Source organism: Microbacterium gorillae, assembly GCF_000826185.2.
GTDB lineage: Bacteria > Actinomycetota > Actinomycetes > Actinomycetales > Microbacteriaceae > Microbacterium > Microbacterium gorillae.
In genome coordinates, this window is record NZ_LN648873.1 from 375,158 (window position 1) to 395,928 (window position 20,771).

A 20,771-nucleotide genomic window follows, 5' to 3' on the forward strand; every position below is an offset into this window, starting at 1 on the left:
GTCACTCCGCGGTGGACGACTCCGGTTCCGGTGTCGGGGAGCTCTCGGGCGCCGTCGTCGGCGTCGATTCCGGGGTGGGCAGGACCGTGGTCGTGCTCGTCGGTGAGACCGTGGGCACCGGCTTTCCCGGGCCGACACCGAAATACACGGCCTGGCCGACGATGGCGCCGACGACGATCACGCCGCCCACGATTCCGGCGATGATGTTGTCGCGGCGGCGACGGGATACGGCCTCGCTGTGCATGCGCTCCCGGGCCTCGTACACCCGAGCGCGCTCGCGCTGGACGCGGGCCGCGTGCTCCTTGCCCGCTCCCGCCTTGTTTGTCGACGCCACGCGCCACCTCCACAGAGAAGCCTCATGCGCGTGCGCGCACTGCGGACGATCCTACGGAGGCGTCGGGTCCGGACAAAACCGTGGGTTTCCGATGGGACCGGGGTGTCGGCATCGCGGACTAGCCTGGAACGGTGAACCGACCGACCGCGCTGCACCAGGGGCAGACTCCGCTCGCGGTTCGCATGCGTCCGACGTCGCTGGATGAAGTCGCGGGGCAGCAGCATCTCCTGCGCCCCGGTTCGCCTCTGGTGAAGCTCGCGGATCCGGAAGCGGCGGCCGGCGCGGTGTCGGTGATCCTCTGGGGACCACCCGGGACCGGCAAGACGACGCTGGCGCAGGCGATCGCGCGCTCGTCCGGGCGGCGGTTCGTCGAGCTGTCCGCCGTCACGGCGGGCGTCAAGGACGTCCGCGAGGTGATGAAGGAGGCGCTCGACCAGCGCGACCTCTATGGTCGGTCCACGATCCTCTTCCTCGACGAGATCCATCGCTTCACGAAAGCGCAGCAGGACGCACTGCTGCCGGGCGTCGAGAACGGGTGGGTGATTCTCATCGCGGCGACGACCGAGAACCCGTCGTTCTCGGTGATCTCGCCGCTCCTTTCCCGCTCGCTCCTGCTGACGCTGCAGCAGTTGACCGACGAGGACCTCACGATGCTGCTGCGGCGTGCCGTGGAGGATCCGCGTGGTCTGCACGGCACCGTCGCGGTGGACGATGACGCCTATGAGGCGCTGGTGCGGCTCGCGTCCGGTGATGCGCGGCGGGCGCTGACCGGGCTGGAGGCGGCGGCCGCGGTCGCGGAGGCCGACGAGGGGGAGACGCCGCGGGTCACGGCGGACGTCGTCGCTCAGGCCGTCGACCGGGCGTTGCTGCGGTACGACCGCCAGGGCGATGAGCACTATGACGTGATCAGTGCGTTCATCAAGTCCATTCGCGGTTCCGATCCGGATGCCGCGGTGCACTACCTCGCCCGGATGATCGAGGCGGGGGAGGACCCGCGCTTCATCGCGCGGCGGCTGGTGATCTCCGCGGCCGAGGACGTCGGGCTCGCTGACCCGCATGCCCTCACGGTCGCCGTGGCGGCTGCGGATGCGGTTGCGTTCATCGGTATGCCGGAAGGGCGCATCCCGCTGGCCGAGGCGACGATCTACCTCGCCACGACAGCGAAGTCGAACGCGGCGTATGTCGCCATCGACGCCGCGATCGCCGATGTCCGCGGGGGCGGGTTCGGGCGGGTGCCGAAGCACTTGCGGGATGCGCACTATCCCGGGGCGAAGCGGCTCGGGCACGGCAAGGGGTATGTGTACCCGCACGATTCGGAGATCGGCATCTCGCCGCAGCAGTATCTGCCCGACGAACTCGTCGGCCGGCGCTACTACGATCCGAAGCCCCTGGGCGCGGAGCGTGACGTGCAGGCGCGTTTGGAGAAGATCCGCCGCATTCTCGAAGGCTGAGTGATGCGCTCTCGGCGCCGAGCGCGGACGCGGCGTCGGGGTGGTCTGCATCAGGCCCCCGGGACGTTGAGCGGTCCTTCTCGTGCGGCGGCAGAGGACGATGCGGATCACGCGGATGGTGCCGTCGGTCCGTGGGGTCGCGGGTGCCGTTGAGCTGGCGTCAGCGAGACGAAGGGCCGCTCGGTGCGTGGCGGAGTTGTTCGTCTCGCGTTCCAGCGTGGTTGGGTTCATTTCGCTTGAGACGACACGGGCTGGGCGGATGGTGCCGTTCATGCGTCGGCGCGCGGTTCTCGGGGTGGTTGCGTCGGGTGCGCTCGGGGTGCCGTGGGTGGGTTCCGTCTGGCGCTGCGGGTTCCGGCGGCGTTGCGTTTTCGGCTTAAGACCGCCCGTCATGGGGCGGCTCACGTCGCCGGGTCGCTTCCCTGAAGTGGACTTCGTGATGCCGGTCGCCATCTCACCAGCGATCGCCGTCCCGGTTGGTGAGCTGGCGTCAGCGAGACGAAGGGTCGCTCGGTGCGTGGCGGAGTTGTTCGTCTCACGTTCCAGCGTGGTTGGGTTCATTTCGCTTGAGACGACACGGGTTGTCGGGGTGGTTGGGTTCACGCGTCGGCGCGCGGATTGCGGGGTGGTTGCGTCGGGCGCGCTCGGGGTGCCGTGGGCCGGTTCCGTGTGGCGCTGCGGGTTCCGGCATGGGTGCGTTTTCGGCTTAAGGCTGCCCGTCATGGATCGGCTCACGTCGCCGGGTCGCGTCCCTGGGGTGGCCGCAGTGATGGTGGTCGCCATCTCCCTACCGGTCGCCATCTCCCTACCGGTATCAGTCGAGGCTCTTGTCGCCCTCCCAGTACCGCTGGGCGCGCCGATCGCGGTGGTTGAGCGAGCGTCAGCGGGACGAAGCGTCGCAGGGTGTGGGGTGGGAGCGGTGTGGGCGAAGTTCTCCCTACGCATCACGCACCCCGCTTCGGTCGGCCCGTGGCGCGTGGGCCGGTGGGTTGCCAGGATTTCGTGGGGTCGATCCAGTCCGGTGGTCGGACTTCGGGGACGCCGTCGTTCATGCGGATGTCCCAGCCCATGCGGTCGATGAATCGGTGGTGGTGCCAGCAGATCAGCACCCCGTTATCGACGTCCGTCTGACCGCCGTTGGACCATTCCTTCACGTGGTGGATTTCACACCACCGTGCCGGGGTGTGGCATCCCGGGATGACGCAGGACCGGTCCCGGGCGCTGATCGCACGGCGTTGGTCGGTGTTGAAGACGCGCTTGTCGATGGTGAGCTTGACGATCCGTCCGGTGGCGGCGGTGGTGAGGTGCTGGATGGTGCCACAGCATCCGACGTGCTTCGCCGCGGCGAACGGCACCGGCACATCCGTCCCGGTGCCATCGGCTCCGGGGATCGTGGCCCACCCCTGTCCGGCACGAACGGTGTCTTCGGTCGCGTGGATCACGAGGACCGGGGCGCCGCCACCATTGGTCGGCATGTCCGGAGCGTTCGGGACGGCGGCGAGGATGGTGCCGAGCGCGTCGTGGTTGCGCTGAGCCATGCTCCGCACATCCGCATTCTCGTCCGACTCGTCGGTGGGCCGGAACTTCACCCCGGCGGGCTGGCCGTGCGGGTTGTTGATCGAATCCAGCAACACCGAGAGTGCACCGGCAACATCAGGGACGAGCTGACCGGTGATCGGCACGAGCTCATTGCGCTTGACCCCGAGCCGGAGCGCCCGACCCCGGAAAGCCTTCTCCTCTTCGTCTTCGGAACCCGTGAGGTTGAGGTCTGTGGCCAGTCGGAGGGAGAGGTCGCGGACGGTGTCACACATCACCGGGGCACCAGTCGTCGTGGTCATCGCGGCGAGAACCTGGTCAACCTCCGCGAGATCAGTCGCGTCGACGCGATCCTTGATCTCCCGAAACGGCCGTGTCGCGGCTTCAAGGCCGTCGGCGCCGATGGCACCAGTGGTCAGTGCGTCGCGCAGGGCGGGGAACTCGGCCGGCTTCTGCTCACCCGAGGACAACACCCGAGCGGGCCTGATCGTCGCCGCGAGCCGGCTCCATCGCTTGACGGTGGTGGGTGCCGCGCCGGTGGTGCGTTGCATCACTTCGTTCGAGGAGCGGCAGTCGCTCGAAACGTCGAAGCGCTCCGCCGTGGCGGAGCGCTTCTCGATGACACCGGTGCCGATCACCAGGGTGGCTTCAACCTGCCGGTAGAGGTCTCCGACTCCGATCAGGAACCCGAGCATGTCGTCCCGGTCGGCCGTGTCGAGGGTGCCGGAGGCGAGGATGGAGCGGAGGTCGGCGACGGCGTGTGCCATCGTTTCCCGGGTCCGTTCCATCGTGGTGTTCATAACCCATATTTTACGCCGGGGCACCGACATTGGACGTTGAATACCCCAGGCTGTGGATGGATTTCAGTCTGTGGAGATGAGGTTTCTCTCACCCCGATCCAGCCACCCATCTCCCCGTCTTTCGCCTCGCTGACGCTCGCCCAACGACCGAGGCGGAGGGAGCCCGCACTGGCCTCACCCGGCCCGGAATGGGGCACCGAACGCGGATCGCGAGACGGCGTCCGGAACGCATCCATCCGCCGGGCAGTCTTAAGCCGAAACCCAGCCACCCCGACCCTCGAAGCGCGGCGCGAAGAGAACGCGCAGTGACGAGCGCACCCGACCCCGCCACTCTCGGATCCGCGCGCCGACAGGAGAACGCGACCGTCCCGAGAACCCGTGTCGTCATAAGCCAGAAGGAGCCGAGCACGCTGGAACGCGAGGTGTCCACACCCCTGTCCCGACAATCAGAACCCCGGCACCGAGCGCACCCAGCCCGGCCGTTCCGAGATCCGCGCCCCGCAACCATCCACACGACTCGCGCCGTATCAGGCGAAGAGACTCGGCCGTTTCGGCGACGCGACGAACCGCCACATATCTCGGGTGAGACGATCCCGCGACTCTCGACACTGACAAAGAAGAACGTCAAGGCTCGGGGGAGACATGCGACGGTTTGTGATCACATCGCTGGTGCTGGTGACGGCAGGTGCACTCGCCTCAGCATGTGCCGGCGCCGCAGGCGCCGCACACACCGCAGGCGCTGCGCAAGGCCCCGGGACACCGCACGGATCCGAGGCGACGCAGAACGGACTCGTCACGACGCAGTTCCCGGTGATGGTGCTCGACACCGGAGATGGGCCGCAGCTCTGCCTCGGTGCGGTGGCGGATTCCTACCCGCCGCAGTGCGGGGGTCCGGCGCTGATCGGGTGGGATTGGGCCGAGTGGGAGGGCGCCTACACGCTCGTCGACAACGTGATCGACCCGACCTCACGGGATCTGCCGGTCCTGGATGACCGCTTCGGGGAGTTCGTCGTGACCGGAACCTACGACGCGGACGCGTTCGCGCTGACGGTGGTCAGCGCCGTCCCTGCGAAGGAATGGACGGTGCCCCGCCCGTCGCCGGTCCACGCCTTCGAGACTCCGTGCGCGGAGCCGAGCGGCGGCTGGCTGGTGCTCGATCCGGCCCGCACGACATCGCAGACGTTGGACATGGCGGAGCAGATGGTCCGCGCACTCCCGGACTACGTGACCTCCTGGGCGGACGACCGAACGGGCGTCGAAGGGACCTCGGGACCGCTTCGCACGATCTTCAATGTGCGCGTCACCGGGGACCCGGCCGTGGCCGAGGCCGCCGTCCGAGAGGTGTGGGGCGGGATGCTCTGCGTCAGCACGGGGAGGTACACGGCTGCGGAGCTCGAGAGCCTCAGTCAGGAGATGGCGGCCCGGGTGGATAGGCGTGACCTCCTCGGCGTCGGAACCATCGGGACGAACGCCGTGGTCCGGCTCTCTGTCATCATCGACCCGGACCGCGCACTGCAGACCGAACTCGACGAGACCTACGGCGTCGGGGTCGTGGACGTGCAACCGGCGCTGCGCCCGGTCGTTTGACGGCGGCGCGGGCCGCCGCCCGCGCGAACACCTGCGGGTGAGAGAAGAAGGAGAAATCATGCGGAGGATGCTGCTCGCGGTGCTGGTCACGCCGCTCGTGCTCGCAATCGCCGGTTGTGCGACGCTCGCCGCCGCCCCGGGCACAGCTCCGACGACGGCGTCGGCGGAGCCCACCGCACAGCGGCTGACCACGTCCGTACCGGTCACGGTTCTCGAGGCGAATGACGGCCCCCAGCTCTGCACGGGCATGATTCTCGACTCGTTGCCGCCCCAGTGCTCGGGTACCCGGCTCGAAGGGTGGAACTGGGACGACCACGCGGGCCAGTTCTCCACCGCCGGTGGACTCGACGGGGCGACGGCCGTGCCGGACGTCGGTCCCCCGGTCGTGCGGTGGGGCGAGTTCGTCGTCACCGGGACCTACGACCCGCAGCGGGACGTCCTGGCCGTCGACGAAGCGATACCGGCGTCCGAGGCGCCCGCGCCGACGCCCACGTCCGCACCGGCATCACCGGATTCCACCTTCCGCTCGCCCTGCCCGGCGCCGGCGGGTGGCTGGACCCTCGTGGACCCGAAGCGAGCGACCGATGCGGACCTCCAGCGTGCCGAGGAGACCGCGAACGGGTTGCCGAATCTGTCCGTGACCTGGGTCGACACCATCACGCTGGCGGACCCGACCCTCAGCGACCTCGAGGCGACCTACACCGACCCCGCCCGCACGATCCTGAATGTGCGCGTGACCGCGGACCCCGCCGGAGCGGAGGCGGCGATGCGGGCCGTTTACGGCGGCATGCTGTGCATCTCCACCGGCGGACACGCGGCCGGTGAGCTGCAGCGGATCGCCGACGAACTCTGGGCGAACGCGAACAGCGGCACGCTCGGCTCGCCGGGTACGCGCCTGGAGTGGGCCACGCCGGACGACCTGGCGGACCGTGTCGACGTCCAGGTCGTGTATGACGACGGTTCCCTGCAGGCCGATCTCGACGAGCGATACGGTGCCGGCGTCACGGTGGTCTCGTCCGTGCTGCAGCACGTCGGCTGACGACACGCGAGCGCCGGTGCGTCACGCGAGCATCGTGAAGACGGACTCGGCGTTGGTCGCGGCCTTGACGAGGCTCGCGGTGGCCATCGGGGCGAGCGGGGAGTCCTGCGGGCGTCCGCCCCCGGCCAGGAACGCGGCCTGAGCCCGCAACTGCGCGACGACCTCGGTCCGGCGCGGGACGGCCGGTGGCACGAAGCGCTCCACGGCGTCCGCGAGCGCGGTGAGCGCCGGTGGCTCGAGCGCGACGTTCACCCCGGTACTGCAGTGCACCAGGTCCACGAAGACCGTTCCGCCCGAGCCCCGGACACCGAAGACCGCGCGATTGTTGTTGTTCGGGCCGATCGCGATCCGGGTGGCCGAAGCGAGGTCGACCCGGCGACGGAAGACCCACACCCGCGTTGTCGTGATCGACCCGTGGTCTGCGTCCAGCACGGTGCGCGTGGCCAGCATTCCGGCGAAGATCAGGCACAGGACCGGAGTCCCGATGAGTGCCCAGGCGCGATTGGCCGGCTGCGTGACGGCGATGATGACGCCGACCACGATCACGACGCCGAAGATGGCGGCACCGATGAGGGTGGAGGTGCGCGTCTGGGGGAGTCTCAATCGCATGTCCCGTCCCCTCATCCGCCGGCCCTCGTCATTCTCGCCTGATGCCCCGGGACGCGGTAGATGGTCTGCGCTCGGCCTCTGTTAGACTTGATCGGCTCGAACCACAGTTTCGGGCATCCCACACCTTCTGCAGTTCCGTTCGACGCGCCTCGGCGTACGTGTCGTCCGGGCGAGGGAGTGGAGATACGCCCGTGAGTCACGAAAGTCGCGACCACGTCATCGAAAGGAACAACGTCGTGTCGACGAAGTCCCGTACCCGTAGCAAGGCGCGCCTGTCGCGTTCGCTCGGTGTCGCCCTCACCCCGAAGGCCGCCCGCATCCTCGAGAAGCGTCCTTACGCTCCCGGTGAGCACGGCCGCACCAAGCGCAAGCAGGACAGCGACTACGCCGTCCGCCTCCGCGAGAAGCAGCGTCTGCGTGCCCAGTACGGCATCCGCGAGAAGCAGCTTCGCATCGCGTTCAACGAGGCTCGCCGCAGCGAGGGCCTGACCGGTGAGAACCTGGTCGAGCTCCTCGAGGTGCGCCTGGACGCCCTCGTGCTGCGCGCCGGTTTCGCCCGCTCCACCTCGCAGGCTCGCCAGCTCGTCGTGCACCGTCACATCCTCGTCGACGGCCAGCTCGTGGACCGCCCCTCCTTCCGCGTGAAGCCGGGTCAGACCATCCACGTCAAGGCCAAGAGCGAGGGCCTCGAGCCCTTCCAGGTCGCGGCCGCCGGCGGACACGCCGACGTCCTGCCCCCGGTCCCGGGTTACCTCGAGGTCGAGCTGGACAAGCTGCAGGCCAAGCTGGTCCGCAAGCCGAAGCGTGCCGAGGTTCCGGTCACGTGTGAGGTTCAGCTCGTGGTCGAGTACTACGCAGCTCGCTGATCACAGCAACCACAGGAGAGGCGTCGGGGCAACCCGGCGCCTCTTCGCGTCTACGATGGAGGGATGTCGGTGCGTCCGGCATCCTCTGCGAATCGAACGAAGGACGGTCCCATGAAGAAGGTGCTCTGGTTCCTGGTCGGCATGGCCGCGGGATTCGTCGCCGCGCACTTCGTCAACAAGGACCCGCGTGGCCGCGAGGCACTCGCTGAGCTGGACGCACGGATCAACGAGTTCACCGATCGCATCGGTGAGGCCTACCGCGAGCAGGAGGCGACGCTCTCGGCGATCGTCGATGACGCCGCGGCATCGGTCAAGAACGCCGCCAAGACCTCCCTCTGAGCACCCCAGGCCCACGGGCCGCATCACAAGGACACGATCCACACCCATGAAGACCGCGGACATCGCGCAGCGCTATCTCGACTTTTTCCAGCGCAAGAACCACACCATCGTCCCCTCCGCGTCGCTGGTCAGCGACGACCCGTCGATCCTGTTCACGATCGCCGGTATGGTGCCGTTCATCCCGTACCTGACCGGTGTGGTGCCGGCGCCGTACCCGCGCGCCGCAGACGTGCAGAAGTGCATCCGCACCAACGACATCGAAGAGGTCGGCAAGACCGCCCGTCACGGCACGTTCTTCCAGATGCTCGGCAACTGGTCCTTCGGTGACTACTTCAAGGAGGGCGCCATCACGATGGCGTGGGAGTTCCTCACCTCCGCCGAGGAATACGGTGGACTGGGCTTCGACCCGGACCGCCTCTGGGTGACGGTCTTCGAGACCGACGACGAGGCCGAGTCGATCTGGCGCGACGTGGTCGGTCTGCCCGCCGAACGCATCCAGCGTCTCGGGCGCGCGGACAACTACTGGCACACCGGCCAGCCCGGCCCCGGCGGTCCGGACTCGGAGATCTTCTACGACCGCGGCCCGGAGTACGGCAAGGACGGCGGCCCGGCCGCCGACGATGACCGCTACATGGAGATCTGGAACCTGGTCTTCATGCAGGACCTCATCACGAACGTCCGCTCCGGCGTCGACTTCGACATCGTCGGCGAGCTGCCGCACAAGAACATCGACACCGGCATGGGTCTCGAGCGCATCGCGTTCCTCAAGCAGGGCGTCGAGAACATGTACGAGATCGACCAGGTCCGTCCGGTCCTGGACAAGGCCGTCGAGCTCTCCGGTCGCGCGTACGGCGCCGACCACGCCGACGACGTCCGCTTCCGCGTGATCGCCGACCACGTGCGGTCCGCCCTGATGCTGCTCTCGGACGGCGTGACGCCCTCGAATGAGGGCCGCGGTTACATCCTGCGTCGCCTGATGCGTCGCACGATCCGCTCGATGCGCCTGCTGGGCGTGGAGCGGGCGACCTTCCCCGAGCTCTTCCCCGTCTCGCGCGACGCGATGAAGGCCGGTTACCCGGTCGTGGAGAGCGACTGGGAGCGCATCTCGACGTACGCCTATGCCGAGGAGCAGACGTTCCTGCGCACGCTCGCCTCCGGTTCGGCGATCCTGGACGAGGCCGTCGAAGCCACCAAGAAGTCCGGTTCGGCGGCGCTGGCCGGTGACGAGGCCTTCCTGCTGCACGATACCTACGGCTTCCCGATCGACCTCACGGTCGAGATCGCGGAGGAGGCCGGACTCAGCGTCGACCGCGACGCGTTCAACGAGCTCATGCAGGCCCAGCGCGCCCGCGCCAAGGCCGACGCGAAGAGCCGCAAGCGCGCGATCGCCGACCTCAGCGTGTACCGCGACTTCCGTGCGCAGGGTGAGACGGTCTTCACCGGGTACACCGAGCTGGAGACCGGATCGCGCGTGCTCGGCATCCTCGTGGACGGCCTCAGCGTCGACCGCGCCGGAGTCGGCACGGTGGCCGAGGTCATCCTCGCCGAGACCGCGCTGTACGCCGAATCCGGCGGCCAGGTCGCCGACAAGGGCGTCATCGTCGGTCCCGGCTACGAGCTGGATGTCCTGGACGTGCAGAAGCCCGTACCGGGCCTGGTCAGCCACACCGTCGAGGTCATCGACGGTGAGGTCGCGGTCGGCATGGCCGCGACGACCGTGGTGGACGCCGCGAACCGTCACGCCGCGCGCCAGGCGCACTCCGCGACGCACCTCGTGCACGCGGCCCTGCGCGACACGCTCGGCAAGTCGGCGACGCAGTCCGGTTCGCTGAACCGCGCCGGATACATGCGCTTCGACTTCTCCTGGAGCCAGGCGCTGTCCGGTGCCACGAAGAGCGAGATCGAGGAGATCACGAACAACGCGATCGCCGCGAATCTCGAGGTGACCACCCGCGTGATGTCGCTGGATGAGGCCAAGGCCGCCGGTGCGATGGCGCTGTTCGGTGAGAAGTACGGCTCGGTCGTGCGCATGGTCGACATCGGCGGTCCCTGGTCGCGCGAACTCTGCGCTGGAACGCACGTCGCCGCCAGCTCGGAGATCGGGCTCGTCAGCCTGATCGGCGAGTCCTCCGTGGGTGCGTCGAACCGTCGCGTCGAGGCGCTCGTGGGCCAGGACGCGTTCCGCGAACTCGTCGCCGAGCGCACGCTCGTGAACGAGCTGACGGCATCCCTGAAGACGCCGCGCGACCAGCTCACGTCCCGCATCGCGGAGCTGTCCGCGAACCTCAAGACCGCGGAGAAGAAGATCGCCGCGTTCGAGGCGCGTGCCCTGGCGGACCAGGTTCCGGCGCTGGCGCAGACCGCATCCGCGGAAGGCCCGTACCAGGTCGTCACCGCCGACCTCGGCGCGGTCGGCTCCGCAGACGACGTCCGCTCCCTGGTGAACTCCGTGCGTGAGCGCCTGGGCTCCGTGCCCGCCGTCGTCGCTCTCGCGGGTGTCGCCGGTGAGCGTCCGACCGTGGTGGTTGCGACCAACCCGGCAGCCCGTGACGCGGGCGCGAAGGCCGGAGCCCTCGCCAAGATCGCCGCCGGCGTGCTCGGCGGTGGCGGTGGCGGTCGCGACGACATGGCTCAGGGCGGTGGCACCGATGCCTCCGCGGTCGACGCCGCGCTGCGCGCCGTTCGCGACGAGCTCGGGCGGGCATGACGGACTTCCGCCGCGGCGTGCGGATCGGCGTCGACGTGGGCAAGGCCCGCGTCGGCGTGGCACGCTGCGATCCGGACGGCATGCTCGCGACACCGGTGGAGACCGTTCCGCGGGACGATGCCGCGGTGGCGCGCGTCCTCGCCATCGCCGCGGAGCAGGACGCGGTGGCGATCGTGGTCGGCCTGCCCCTGAACCTGCGCGGCGAGGACACCCCCTCGACCGCGGACGCGCGCGCCTTCGCGGCCGCGCTCCGGGCCGCAGACCTGCCGGTCCACATGATCGACGAACGTCTGACAACGGTGTCCGCGCACAGCCAATTGCGCAGCGTGGGTCGAAACCAGAAGCAGTCCCGTGGCATCGTGGACCAGGTCGCCGCCGTGGTGCTGCTGCAGCAGGCGATCGACATCGAGAAGCGCACCGGTAACCCGGCCGGTGAACCCGTCCCACCCCAGGAGCAGGTGTGAGCACACCCTCGGACCCCCGTCCCGACGACGCGACGCCCCGATCACGACGCGAGCTGCGCGAATCCGCGGCGCGCGGCGACTCACCCGAGACCGGACGACGCGTCCCGGTTCCGCCCCCGGTGGTCGCACCGGCTGAGGCGAACGAAGCGACGCGCGCCCTCCCGATTCAGCAGGCGGAGCCGACGGTGGTCTCCGCCTCCTCGTTGCGTGACGGGAACGACGGCACCGGCGAGGAGCGTCGCGCTCGGGGACGCGCCGACGTTCACGGCGACGGTCTGACGGACATGGCCGACCTGTTCAGCGGAGAGCCGGTTCGGCCCGTGGACAAGCAGAAGAAGCGCCGCGGACGTCGCCGCGGCTGCCTCTGGGCGTTCCTGATCGTCCTCGTCATCCTGGGCGCGATCGCCGGCGCCGGGGCCGTGGTCTGGAACGTGTACGGCGAGCAGATCAAGTCCTTCATGGGTGTTTCCGAACCGCTGGACTACGCCGCCGGCCAGGAGGGCGCCGAGACGAGCATCCAGATCAGCAGCGGCGACACGGGACGCGTGATCTCGACCACGCTGTTCCAGGCCGGAGTCACCAAGACCGACACGGCGTTCTACCAGTACCTGGTCAAGTCGGGGAAGAACCCGGACTTCTACCCGGGCGTGTACCGGGTGCACGAGAAGATGACCTCCGCTGCGGCCCTGACGGCACTCCAGGACCCCGCGAATCGGCTGGAGAACTCGCTGCTGGTGCGCGAGGGAGACTCGACCCAGACGATCCTGCCCGCCCTGGCCGAGGTGCTGGGCGTGGACGCGAAAGAGGTCACCGCCGCCGCCGCGAAGCCGAAGGACTTCGGCGTGAACGCGTCGTCGTTGGAGGGGTGGCTGTTCCCGGCGACGTACGAGTTCGACAAGGGCACCTCCGTCCACGACGCACTGCAGAAGATGGTCGACCGGATGAACCAGTCCCTGGATCAGATCGGCGTACCGAAGGATGACCGCCAGCGGATCCTGACGATCGCCTCGATCGTGCAGCGCGAGGGTCGCACGGACGACTTCCCGAAGGTCGCTCGCGTGATCATGAACCGTCTGGCCCCGGACAACACCGAGACCCACGGTCTGCTGCAGATGGACTCCACGGTCGCCTATGGCGTCGGCAAGATGCACAACGGCGTGGTCTCCACCACGGACGAGGACCGTGCCAACGACAACCCGTACAACACGTACCTGCACCCGGGCCTGCCGGCCGGGCCCATCGCGAGCCCGGGCGATGCGGCCATCACCGCCGCCCTGCATCCGGCGGACGGTCCGTGGTACTACTTCGTCACGGTGAACCTCGACACCGGCGAGACGCTCTTCGCCAAGACCTATGCCGAGCAGGAGGCGAACGAGAAGAAGTGGCACGAGTGGTGTGCTGCGAATCCGGACTCGGGGTGCTGAACGCGATGACCCGCCTGGAGGTCTGGGGCGATCCGATCGACCACAGTCGCTCGCCCGCGCTGCACGGCGCCGCCTATCGGGCTCTGGGCCTGGACTGGGAGTACGGTCGCCGGCGGGTGTCGGAGGAGAGCTTCGAGCGGGAGTTCGTCACGGCGCGTGCCGAACTGCGCGGACTGTCGCTGACCATGCCCCTGAAGGACTGCGCCTACGCCGCCGGCCCGTGGCGTGACGCGCGCGCCATTCGCACGGGCGTCGCCAACACGCTGCTGCTGACCGAAGCCGAACCACGGGCGTTCAACACCGACGTCGGCGGACTCGTGCTGGCGCTGGCTGAGCATGACGTGACCGAACCCCGCACGGCCCGCATCATCGGGTCCGGGGCGACGGCGTCCTCGGCCGTGGTCGCCTTCGCGGAGGCGGGCGTGCGCGACCTCGAGGTGGTGGCGCGCAGTGCGCTGAAGGCGGCGGCGATCGCGGAACAGGCCGCCGATCTCGGGATACGAGCGACAGTGCGCGCGTTGGATGAGACCGGCGCGATGACGCCGGTCGACGCCACCATCGCCACCCTCCCCGGCGGCACCGAACTCGCTGCCGACGTGAACAGCGCGCTCGCCGAGAACGGCGGCGCGCTCGTGGACGTCGTGTATGCGCCGTGGCCCTCGGCGCTGGCGCTGGCGTGGCAGAGTGCCGGTCGTCCGGTCGCGTCGGGACTGGACATGCTGCTGCACCAGGCGCTCCTGCAGGTACGGATCTTCGTGACCGGCGAGGTGGCCGAGCCGTTGCCGAACGAGAGCGTCATATTGGCGGAGATGCGCTCGGCGCTCATGGGAGACTAGAGCAATGCTCCGCGTCCTCACTGCCGGTGAATCCCACGGCCCCGAACTCGTCGCGATGATGGAGGGACTGCCGGCCGGCGTCCCGGTCCGTCTCGATGACATCCGCGCCGACCTCGCCCGCCGGAAGCTCGGTTACGGACGTGGATCGCGCATGAAGTTCGAGCAGGACGAGCTCCACCTGAGCGGTGGCGTGCGCCACGGATACTCCCTGGGCGGTCCGATCGCGTTGCGCATCGGCAACACCGAATGGCCCAAGTGGACCGAGGTCATGAACCCGGAACCGACGGAGCTGACCGAGAAGTCCCGCGGACGCGGCGCGGCCCTGACCCGTCCGCGCCCGGGTCACGCCGACCTGGTGGGCATGCAGAAGTACGGTTTCGACGAGGCTCGCCCGATCCTGGAGCGTGCCAGCGCCCGCGAGACCGCCGCCCGTGTCGCGCTGGGTGCGATCGCGAAGTCGTTCCTGTCGGAGTTGGGGATTCGGCTGGTCAGCCACACCCTGTCCATGGGTCCGGTCGCCGTCCCGGATGGCGCGCCGCTGCCGACGCCGGACGATGTCGATGCCCTGGACGCCGACCCGCTGCGGTGCTTCGACGCGGCCACCAGCGAGCGCATGGTCGCCGAGGTGGATGAGGCGAAGAAGACCGGCGACACGGTGGGCGGCATCGTCGAGGTCCTGGCCTACGGCCTGCCGCCGGGGCTCGGTTCGCACGTGCAGTGGGACCGACGCCTGGATGGCAAGCTCGCCCAGGCCGTGATGAGCATCCAGGCCATCAAGGCGGTGGAGATCGGTGACGGTTTCGTCACCACGACCCGTCGCGGATCCGCGGCGCACGACGAGCTCTACGCCGCGGCTGACGGCATCACCCGGTCCTCGGACAAGGCGGGCGGCATCGAGGGCGGCATGTCCACGGGCACCGTGCTGCGTGTGAAGGCCGGTATGAAGCCGATCGCGACGGTTCCGCACTCGCTGCACACCGTTGACATCGCCACGGGCGAGGAATCCGGCGCCCACCACCAGCGCTCCGACATCAGTGCCGTCCCGGCCGCGGGCGTCGTGGCGGAGGCCATGGTCGCGATCACGCTCGCCGACGCCGTCCTGGAGAAGTTCGGTGGGGATTCGGTGGAGGAGACCCGACGCAACCTGCAGGCGTACCTCGCGGCCATCCCGGAGTCGCTGCGCACCGCGACGGCGAGCGATCCGTCGCTGACCACCGGTGCCTGAGGTCTCCCGCGCACTCGTGCTGGTCGGTCCGATGGGGGCCGGCAAGAGCAGCATCGGGCGCAAGCTCGCCAAGCTCATCGGGACGACGTTCACCGACACCGATGCGGTGATCGTGCGCGAGCACGGGGCCATCGCGGACCTGTTCGCCACGCACGGGGAAGCGCACTTCCGTGCCATCGAGGAGCGGACGGTCGCCGAGGCGGTCGCCGCCGGCGGCATCGTGGCACTCGGCGGTGGCGCGGTGATGTCCGCCGCGACCCGTGCGGTGCTGCGGGATCACGACGTGGTGCTGCTCACCGTGCGCCCCGAAGTGGTGGCGCGCCGGATCTCCGGCGCGGCGCGGCCCCTGCTGAACGCGGGTGACGCGATGACCGAATGGACCCGCATCATGCAGGCGCGGCGTCCGCTGTACGACGAGGTCGCCGACGCGACCTTCGACACGTCCACGGGCCACATCTCGGCCGTCGTGGAGAGCATCGCCGACTGGGCGAAGGAGAGGCAGTCATGACCGAGACCACCATTCACGTCAGCGGCGAACCGGGCTACGACGTCGTGATCGGTTCCGGCGTGCTCGCTCGCCTCGGCGCGACGCTCCCGGCCGCGGCTCGCAAGGTCCTCGTGGTGCACCCGCCGACCCTCGCCGCGCAGGCCGAGGAGCTGCGCGCGACGCTCATGGGCGACCGCGAGGTGATCCTCGCGGAGGTGCCCGACGCCGAGGCCGGCAAGCGCATCGAGGTCGCCGCGTTCTGCTGGCAGATCATGGGCAAGAGCGATTTCACCCGGACCGACGCCGTCGTGGGCTTCGGCGGCGGTGCGGTCACCGACCTCGCCGGTTTCGTCGCCGCCACGTGGCTGCGCGGTGTCCCGGTCGTGCAGGTGCCGACGACCGTGCTCGGCATGGTGGACGCATCGGTCGGCGGTAAGACCGGCGTGAACACGGCAGAGGGCAAGAACCTCGTCGGTGCCTTCTGGGCCCCCCACGCCGTGCTGGCCGACCTGGACCTGCTCCGGACGCTCTCGCGCAACGAGGCGGTCGCCGGGTTCGCCGAGGTCGTCAAGGCCGGCTTCATCCGATACCCGGAGATCCTCGACATCGTGCGGGCGGACCCGGAGAAGGCCGTGGATCCCACCACCGCGGAGTTCCGTCGCTGCATCGAGCTCGCGATCCGGATGAAGGCCGACGTCGTGGGGGAGGACTTCCGCGAGGCGGGACTGCGCGAGATCTTGAACTACGGCCACACGCTCGCGCACGCGATCGAACATGCCGAACGGTACGGCTGGCGCCACGGCGCGGCGGTCTCCGTCGGCATGATGTACGCCGCCGAGCTGTCCCGCCTGGCCGGGCGACTCAGCGACGAGGCGGTGGATCTGCACCGGGAGGTGCTGACCCTGCTCGGGCTGCCGACGCAGTACCGCGCCGGCGCGTGGCCGGGCCTGCTGGCCACGATGCAGCGCGACAAGAAGTCTCGCGGCGGCATGCTCCGTTTCATCGTGCTCGACGATATCGCGCGTCCCACCGTGCTGCAGGCCCCGGACGAGTCCCTGCTGTTCGCGGCGTACCAGGAGATCGCCGAGGACCCGCGCAACGCGATCCGCGCCACCGGCGTCAAGCTCGGCTGACGCGCGTCCGGCTCGGTACCCGCTGAGGTCGGGGAGTTCGCGTTCGCGCTCGGGTGAGCGGTTCGCCCGATTCGCGGCTCAGGGGAGGAGCCCCGCAGCGGTGAACGCGCGTCCGAGGATCTCGCGCAGAACCGGCTCCTTCCGGGCGTTGTACTCCATGACGAGCTCGCCGGCGGCGGTCGACTCGGTGGCGGCGGAGCGCTTCGCCTCCGCATAGAGCAGCCGGTCCGCCTCATCGCGGCGGAGATGATCGCGCAGCACGAGGTGCTTGTAGGTCTCCGGGCTGTCCGGACCGAACACATGCAGGTTGACGGCCGGATCGCTGCCGCGGAGCATCCGGTGTTCGTGCCACCAGGGCTCGCGGACTCGGAGCTCGAAGCCGGCGGCGTGCAACGCCGGCAACCAGTCGGCCTCGCGCTCCGGACGGGCCACCGTGAGATCGACATCGATCACCGGCTTGGCCGCAAGTCCGGGAACGGCCGTGGACCCGACGTGATCCACACGCAGCACGCGGGCGCCGAGGACGTCCCGGATGCGCGCCGCGACCTGCCGATACTGCTCGGGCCAGGTCGGATCGGGTGCGACCACGGTGACGGGTACTCCGCGCTCCGGGGCCACGACCCAGGGGGACAGGCCCGGCGGAGGCGTGTCCTCCAGGACGGCGATGATCTGTTCCGGAGTGGGCATCATGCCACTGTAGCCGCGACTGCGGGGCCGGGGTATCGCGAGGGCGGGGGGATCGGCGTAGCGTCGCGAGCGGGCGATGGACGGAGGGACACGTCATGCAGAAGATCATCCCGAGCATCTGGAGCGCCGGCGTCGCGGACGAGCAGGGCGCCTTCTACACCGCGGCCATTCCGCACACGGACTTCACGGTCACCGGTCGATATCCGCAGGCCGGACTGCCGGAGGGCCAAGCCGCGCTCGCGGGCAGGACGCTGGCGGGGGATGTGGTGATCGACGGATACCGCATCGTGCTCATCAACGCGGGCGATGAGTATCGACCGACCCCGGCGACGTCGTTCGCACTGCGCTTCCGGACGCGGGATGCCGAGGAGGCGACGTGGGAGCGGCTCGGGGACGGCGGACAGATCATGATGCCGCTGCACGAGTACCCGTTCAACGACTGGTACGGCTGGGTGCAGGATCGATACGGCGTCAGCTGGCAGCTGATGCTGGACGAGGACGAGCCCGCGCATCCCCGAGTCACCCCGACGCTGGCGTTCAGCGGCCCGGTTCAGAACCGCGCGGCGGAGGCCATGATGTTCTACACCGGCGTTCTGCCGGACTCGGCCGTCGGGTTCGCGGCGACGTATCCCGAGGCGCGCGGTCCCGCGCGCGCGGGAGATGTCATGTACGGCGAGTTCCTGCTGGCCGGCCAGCCCTTCGCCGCGATGGACTCCGGCAATGACCTCGTGCCGTCCTTCACGCCGGGATTCTCGCTCATGGTCGAGTGCTTCGATCAGGGTGAGATCGACCGATACTGGACGGCGCTGTCGGCCGTGCCGGAAGCGGAGCAGTGCGGATGGCTGGTGGACAAGTACGGCCTCAGCTGGCAGATCGTTCCCGCGAACATGGACGCTCTGATGCAGCGGCCGAACGCGTTCGAGCACATGTCGGCGATGACGAAGCTGATCATCGCCGACTTCTGAGCGATCGCGCGAGCGCCCGGCTGGTAGCGTCGCGGCATGACCACCCCGCGCCGCCTGCTGCTCGTCAACGGTCCGAACCTGAACCTGCTCGGGACGCGACAGCCGGAGGTGTACGGCACGGACACGCTGTCGGACGTCGTCGCGCTGGTGCGGGAGACGGCCCGGGCCCGGGGCTTCGAGGTGCGCGACGTGCAGTCCAACCACGAAGGCGAGCTGATCGACGCGATTCACGACGCTCGCGCGGACTGCGCCGGCATCGTGATCAACGCGGGCGGGCTCACGCACACATCCGTCTCCCTCCGGGACGCCCTGGCGAGTGTGGCTCTTCCGGTGGCGGAAGTGCACATCTCGGACATCAACGCCCGTGAGGAATTCCGGCGCTTCTCCTACATCCGCGATGTCGCGGCGGTGCACGTGATCGGGGAAGGCGTTCCGGGATACGCCGTTGCGACCGAACGCCTCATCGCCATGCTGAGCGGGCTCGCGGAGGGCTGAGTCGAGGGTCGGGCACCGGCCTGGCGAAACCGCACGAAGGGGCGCGAACGGACCCGGCCGGGTTGCTTTCGGGCTGATCCGATAGAATCGTGTGTCGGCCATCGTCGACCCACTCTCACACGAACGGAACTCTCACCCCATGGCATCCACCGCGGACATCAAGAACGGCGTCGTCCTGAAGATCGACGGACAGCTGCTGAGCGTGGTGGAGTTCCAGCACGTCAAGCCGGGCAAGGGCGGCGCGTTCGTGCGCACCAAGCTCAAGAACGTCGTCTCGGGTAAGACCATCGACCGCACGTTCAACGCCGGTGCCAAGGTCGAGATCGAGAACGTCGACCGTCGTGACTTCCAGTACCTCTACAACGACGGCGACAACTTCGTCTTCATGGACGTCTCGGACTACGACCAGATCAACGTTCCGGCCGCCACCGTCGGTGACGCCGCGAACTTCATGCTGGAGAACCAGAACGTCACGATCGCGCTGAACAACGGCACCCCGCTGTACGTCGAGCTGCCCGCCTCGGTCATCCTCGAGATCACGTACACCGAGCCCGGCCTGCAGGGCGACCGCTCGTCGGCCGGCACCAAGCCCGCCACCGTCGAGACCGGCTATGAGATCCAGGTTCCGCTGTTCCTCGAGACCGGCACCAAGGTCAAGGTCGACACCCGCACGGGTGACTACCTCGGCCGCGAGAAGTAAGCCTTGAGCGCACGCACGAAGGCGCGCAAGCGCGCCCTCGACATCCTCTTCTCGTCGGACGTCCGAGGCGACGACCTCGCCGTGACGCTGGCCGCCGAGGCCGCCCGCGCCGCGGGGGAGCCGGCCCGCGAGGCGTCCTGGCTCTACGCCCGCGAGATCGTGGACGGCATCATCGATCACGGCGACGAGATCGATGAGCAGATCGTCACGCACGCGCGCGACTGGAAGCTGGAGCGCATGCCCACGATCGACCGAGCGCTGCTGCGCATCGGCACGTGGGAGATCCTGCACAACGACGAGGTCCCCACGGCCGTCGCGATCGACGAGGCGGTGGAACTCGCCAAGGAGTTCTCCACGGACGACTCCGGCTCTTTCGTCCACGGTGTTCTGGCTCGCATCGCGCGCTCGAACTGACGTCATGACCGAACGCCGCTCCCGAGGATACGGGGGCGGCGTTCGGCGTTTCGCCGTGCTCGCGGCGGTGGGGCTGATCACCGTGTTCGCCTGGGCGGAGTGGGAGTCCTGGCGCGCGTCCCGGACGGGGTACGACGCCCCGGCGCCGCAGGGCGGGCGGCGAGTCGTGATCGTGCTCGGCTACGGCAATCGCGGCGAGCGTGCGAACTTCATCAACCGCTGGCGCGTGCACGCCGGTCTGCGCACCCTGGCCGGGGAGCGGGGCGAGCGGTTGCTGATCCTCAGCGGCGGTCCGGTGCACTCCGATCGTCCGGAAGCGCAGATCCTTGCCGCCGAGGCGCGTCGGCGCGGATACCGGGGTCCGATGCTCGTGGAGACCAACAGCCGCAGCACGGTGCAGAACATCGAGAACACGATCCCGTTACTGCGGACGGACGATCGCATCTCCATCGTGTCCGATCCGGTGCACGCCGTGCGGGCCCGCGCCCTGCTGCGCGCACGACGGCCCGACCTCGCCGCGCGGCTGGTGGTCGGACGCGAATATCGCTTCGGCGAACGTCCGGCGGAGAAGCTGGTCGGCGCCATTCGCTCGAAGGCGGCGGGTAGGCCGACCGGGTAGGTCCGGTGTGTTGGGGTACCAATTGTGAATTCTTTCCAATAATCTCTTCCCACA

21 protein-coding genes are annotated in these 20,771 nt (G+C 69.1%); 17 read left to right on the top strand and 4 right to left on the bottom strand.

The annotated features are described in order from the left end of the window. Position 1: 1 nt before the first annotated feature. Positions 2-334 carry a hypothetical protein gene (locus BN1193_RS04760; RefSeq protein ID WP_040164376.1) on the bottom strand — a complete coding sequence of 111 codons (333 nt, stop codon included), beginning with the start codon at positions 332-334 and terminating at the stop codon, positions 2-4. Positions 335-516: 182 nt separating this feature from the next. On the opposite strand from BN1193_RS04760, the gene BN1193_RS04765 reads away from it, so the two are divergent. Further along, on the top strand, positions 517-1,785 hold the full coding sequence (locus tag BN1193_RS04765) for a replication-associated recombination protein A (protein ID WP_040164706.1): 1,269 nt from the start codon (positions 517-519) through the stop codon (positions 1,783-1,785). 944 nt (positions 1,786-2,729) lie between these two features. Here the strand turns inward: BN1193_RS04765 and BN1193_RS04770 are convergent. Next, on the bottom strand, positions 2,730-4,121 hold the full coding sequence (locus BN1193_RS04770; RefSeq protein ID WP_195907802.1) for an HNH endonuclease signature motif containing protein: 1,392 nt from the start codon (positions 4,119-4,121) through the stop codon (positions 2,730-2,732). A 642-nt stretch (positions 4,122-4,763) separates the two neighbouring features. On the opposite strand from BN1193_RS04770, the gene BN1193_RS04775 reads away from it, so the two are divergent. Continuing rightward, on the top strand, positions 4,764-5,708 hold the full coding sequence (locus BN1193_RS04775) for a hypothetical protein (protein ID WP_141396620.1): 945 nt from the start codon (positions 4,764-4,766) through the stop codon (positions 5,706-5,708). A gap of 58 nt (positions 5,709-5,766) precedes the next feature. Continuing rightward, on the top strand, positions 5,767-6,747 hold the full coding sequence (locus tag BN1193_RS04780) for a hypothetical protein (protein ID WP_141396621.1): 981 nt from the start codon (positions 5,767-5,769) through the stop codon (positions 6,745-6,747). Positions 6,748-6,768: 21 nt separating this feature from the next. On the opposite strand, the gene BN1193_RS04785 is transcribed toward BN1193_RS04780, so the two are convergent. Beyond that, positions 6,769-7,356 (bottom strand): hypothetical protein, encoded by a 588-nt coding sequence (locus BN1193_RS04785; protein WP_040164380.1) that lies wholly within the window; start codon positions 7,354-7,356, stop codon positions 6,769-6,771. 236 nt (positions 7,357-7,592) lie between these two features. Between BN1193_RS04785 and rpsD the strand changes: the two genes are divergently transcribed. From rpsD to aroB, 9 genes are all read left to right on the top strand, one after another. After that, on the top strand, positions 7,593-8,222 hold the full coding sequence (gene rpsD / locus BN1193_RS04790; RefSeq protein ID WP_040164381.1) for a 30S ribosomal protein S4: 630 nt from the start codon (positions 7,593-7,595) through the stop codon (positions 8,220-8,222). Positions 8,223-8,333: 111 nt separating this feature from the next. Continuing rightward, positions 8,334-8,561 (top strand): hypothetical protein, encoded by a 228-nt coding sequence (locus BN1193_RS04795; RefSeq protein WP_040164382.1) that lies wholly within the window; start codon positions 8,334-8,336, stop codon positions 8,559-8,561. A gap of 46 nt (positions 8,562-8,607) precedes the next feature. Beyond that, a complete protein-coding gene (gene alaS / locus BN1193_RS04800) occupies positions 8,608-11,268 on the top strand; it encodes an alanine--tRNA ligase (RefSeq protein WP_040164383.1) in 2,661 nt (886 codons plus the stop codon). Beyond that, the gene (ruvX, locus tag BN1193_RS04805) at positions 11,265-11,732 is read left to right on the top strand and encodes a Holliday junction resolvase RuvX (protein WP_040164384.1); all 468 of its coding nucleotides are present in this window, start codon (positions 11,265-11,267) and stop codon (positions 11,730-11,732) included. Before alaS ends, ruvX begins: the two co-directional genes overlap by 4 nt. After that, positions 11,729-13,156, top strand: a complete 1,428-nt coding sequence (gene mltG / locus BN1193_RS04810) for an endolytic transglycosylase MltG (protein ID WP_052460434.1) — start codon at positions 11,729-11,731, stop codon at positions 13,154-13,156. The genes ruvX and mltG overlap by 4 nt, the downstream gene beginning before the upstream one ends. Then, complete coding sequence (locus BN1193_RS04815; protein ID WP_230206409.1) at positions 13,114-13,992, top strand: shikimate dehydrogenase family protein; 879 nt, start codon at positions 13,114-13,116, stop codon at positions 13,990-13,992. The genes mltG and BN1193_RS04815 overlap by 43 nt, the downstream gene beginning before the upstream one ends. Before the next feature lie 4 nt (positions 13,993-13,996). Further along, a complete protein-coding gene (gene aroC / locus BN1193_RS04820; RefSeq protein ID WP_040164385.1) occupies positions 13,997-15,217 on the top strand; it encodes a chorismate synthase in 1,221 nt (406 codons plus the stop codon). Continuing rightward, positions 15,210-15,725, top strand: coding sequence for a shikimate kinase (locus tag BN1193_RS04825; RefSeq protein WP_040164386.1), 516 nt, complete (start codon positions 15,210-15,212; stop codon positions 15,723-15,725). The genes aroC and BN1193_RS04825 overlap by 8 nt, the downstream gene beginning before the upstream one ends. Continuing rightward, the gene (gene aroB / locus BN1193_RS04830; RefSeq protein ID WP_052460435.1) at positions 15,722-16,837 is read left to right on the top strand and encodes a 3-dehydroquinate synthase; all 1,116 of its coding nucleotides are present in this window, start codon (positions 15,722-15,724) and stop codon (positions 16,835-16,837) included. The genes BN1193_RS04825 and aroB overlap by 4 nt, the downstream gene beginning before the upstream one ends. A gap of 78 nt (positions 16,838-16,915) precedes the next feature. On the opposite strand, the gene BN1193_RS04835 is transcribed toward aroB, so the two are convergent. Next, on the bottom strand, positions 16,916-17,524 hold the full coding sequence (locus BN1193_RS04835) for a GrpB family protein (RefSeq protein WP_052460480.1): 609 nt from the start codon (positions 17,522-17,524) through the stop codon (positions 16,916-16,918). Positions 17,525-17,619: 95 nt separating this feature from the next. Here BN1193_RS04835 and BN1193_RS04840 point away from each other — a divergent pair, with 95 nt between their 5' ends. The 5 genes from BN1193_RS04840 (at position 17,620) to BN1193_RS04860 (ending at position 20,717) form a co-directional block, all read left to right on the top strand. Continuing rightward, a complete protein-coding gene (locus BN1193_RS04840) occupies positions 17,620-18,489 on the top strand; it encodes a VOC family protein (RefSeq protein WP_040164387.1) in 870 nt (289 codons plus the stop codon). 36 nt (positions 18,490-18,525) lie between these two features. Further along, positions 18,526-18,984, top strand: a complete 459-nt coding sequence (locus BN1193_RS04845) for a type II 3-dehydroquinate dehydratase (protein ID WP_040164388.1) — start codon at positions 18,526-18,528, stop codon at positions 18,982-18,984. Between the two features lie 139 nt (positions 18,985-19,123). After that, entirely contained in the window at positions 19,124-19,684 is a 561-nt protein-coding gene (gene efp / locus BN1193_RS04850) for an elongation factor P (protein ID WP_040164389.1), read from the top strand. Between the two features lie 3 nt (positions 19,685-19,687). Further along, complete coding sequence (gene nusB, locus BN1193_RS04855) at positions 19,688-20,098, top strand: transcription antitermination factor NusB (protein ID WP_040164390.1); 411 nt, start codon at positions 19,688-19,690, stop codon at positions 20,096-20,098. 4 nt (positions 20,099-20,102) lie between these two features. Next, complete coding sequence (locus BN1193_RS04860) at positions 20,103-20,717, top strand: YdcF family protein (protein ID WP_040164391.1); 615 nt, start codon at positions 20,103-20,105, stop codon at positions 20,715-20,717. Positions 20,718-20,771: the final 54 nt, after the last annotated feature.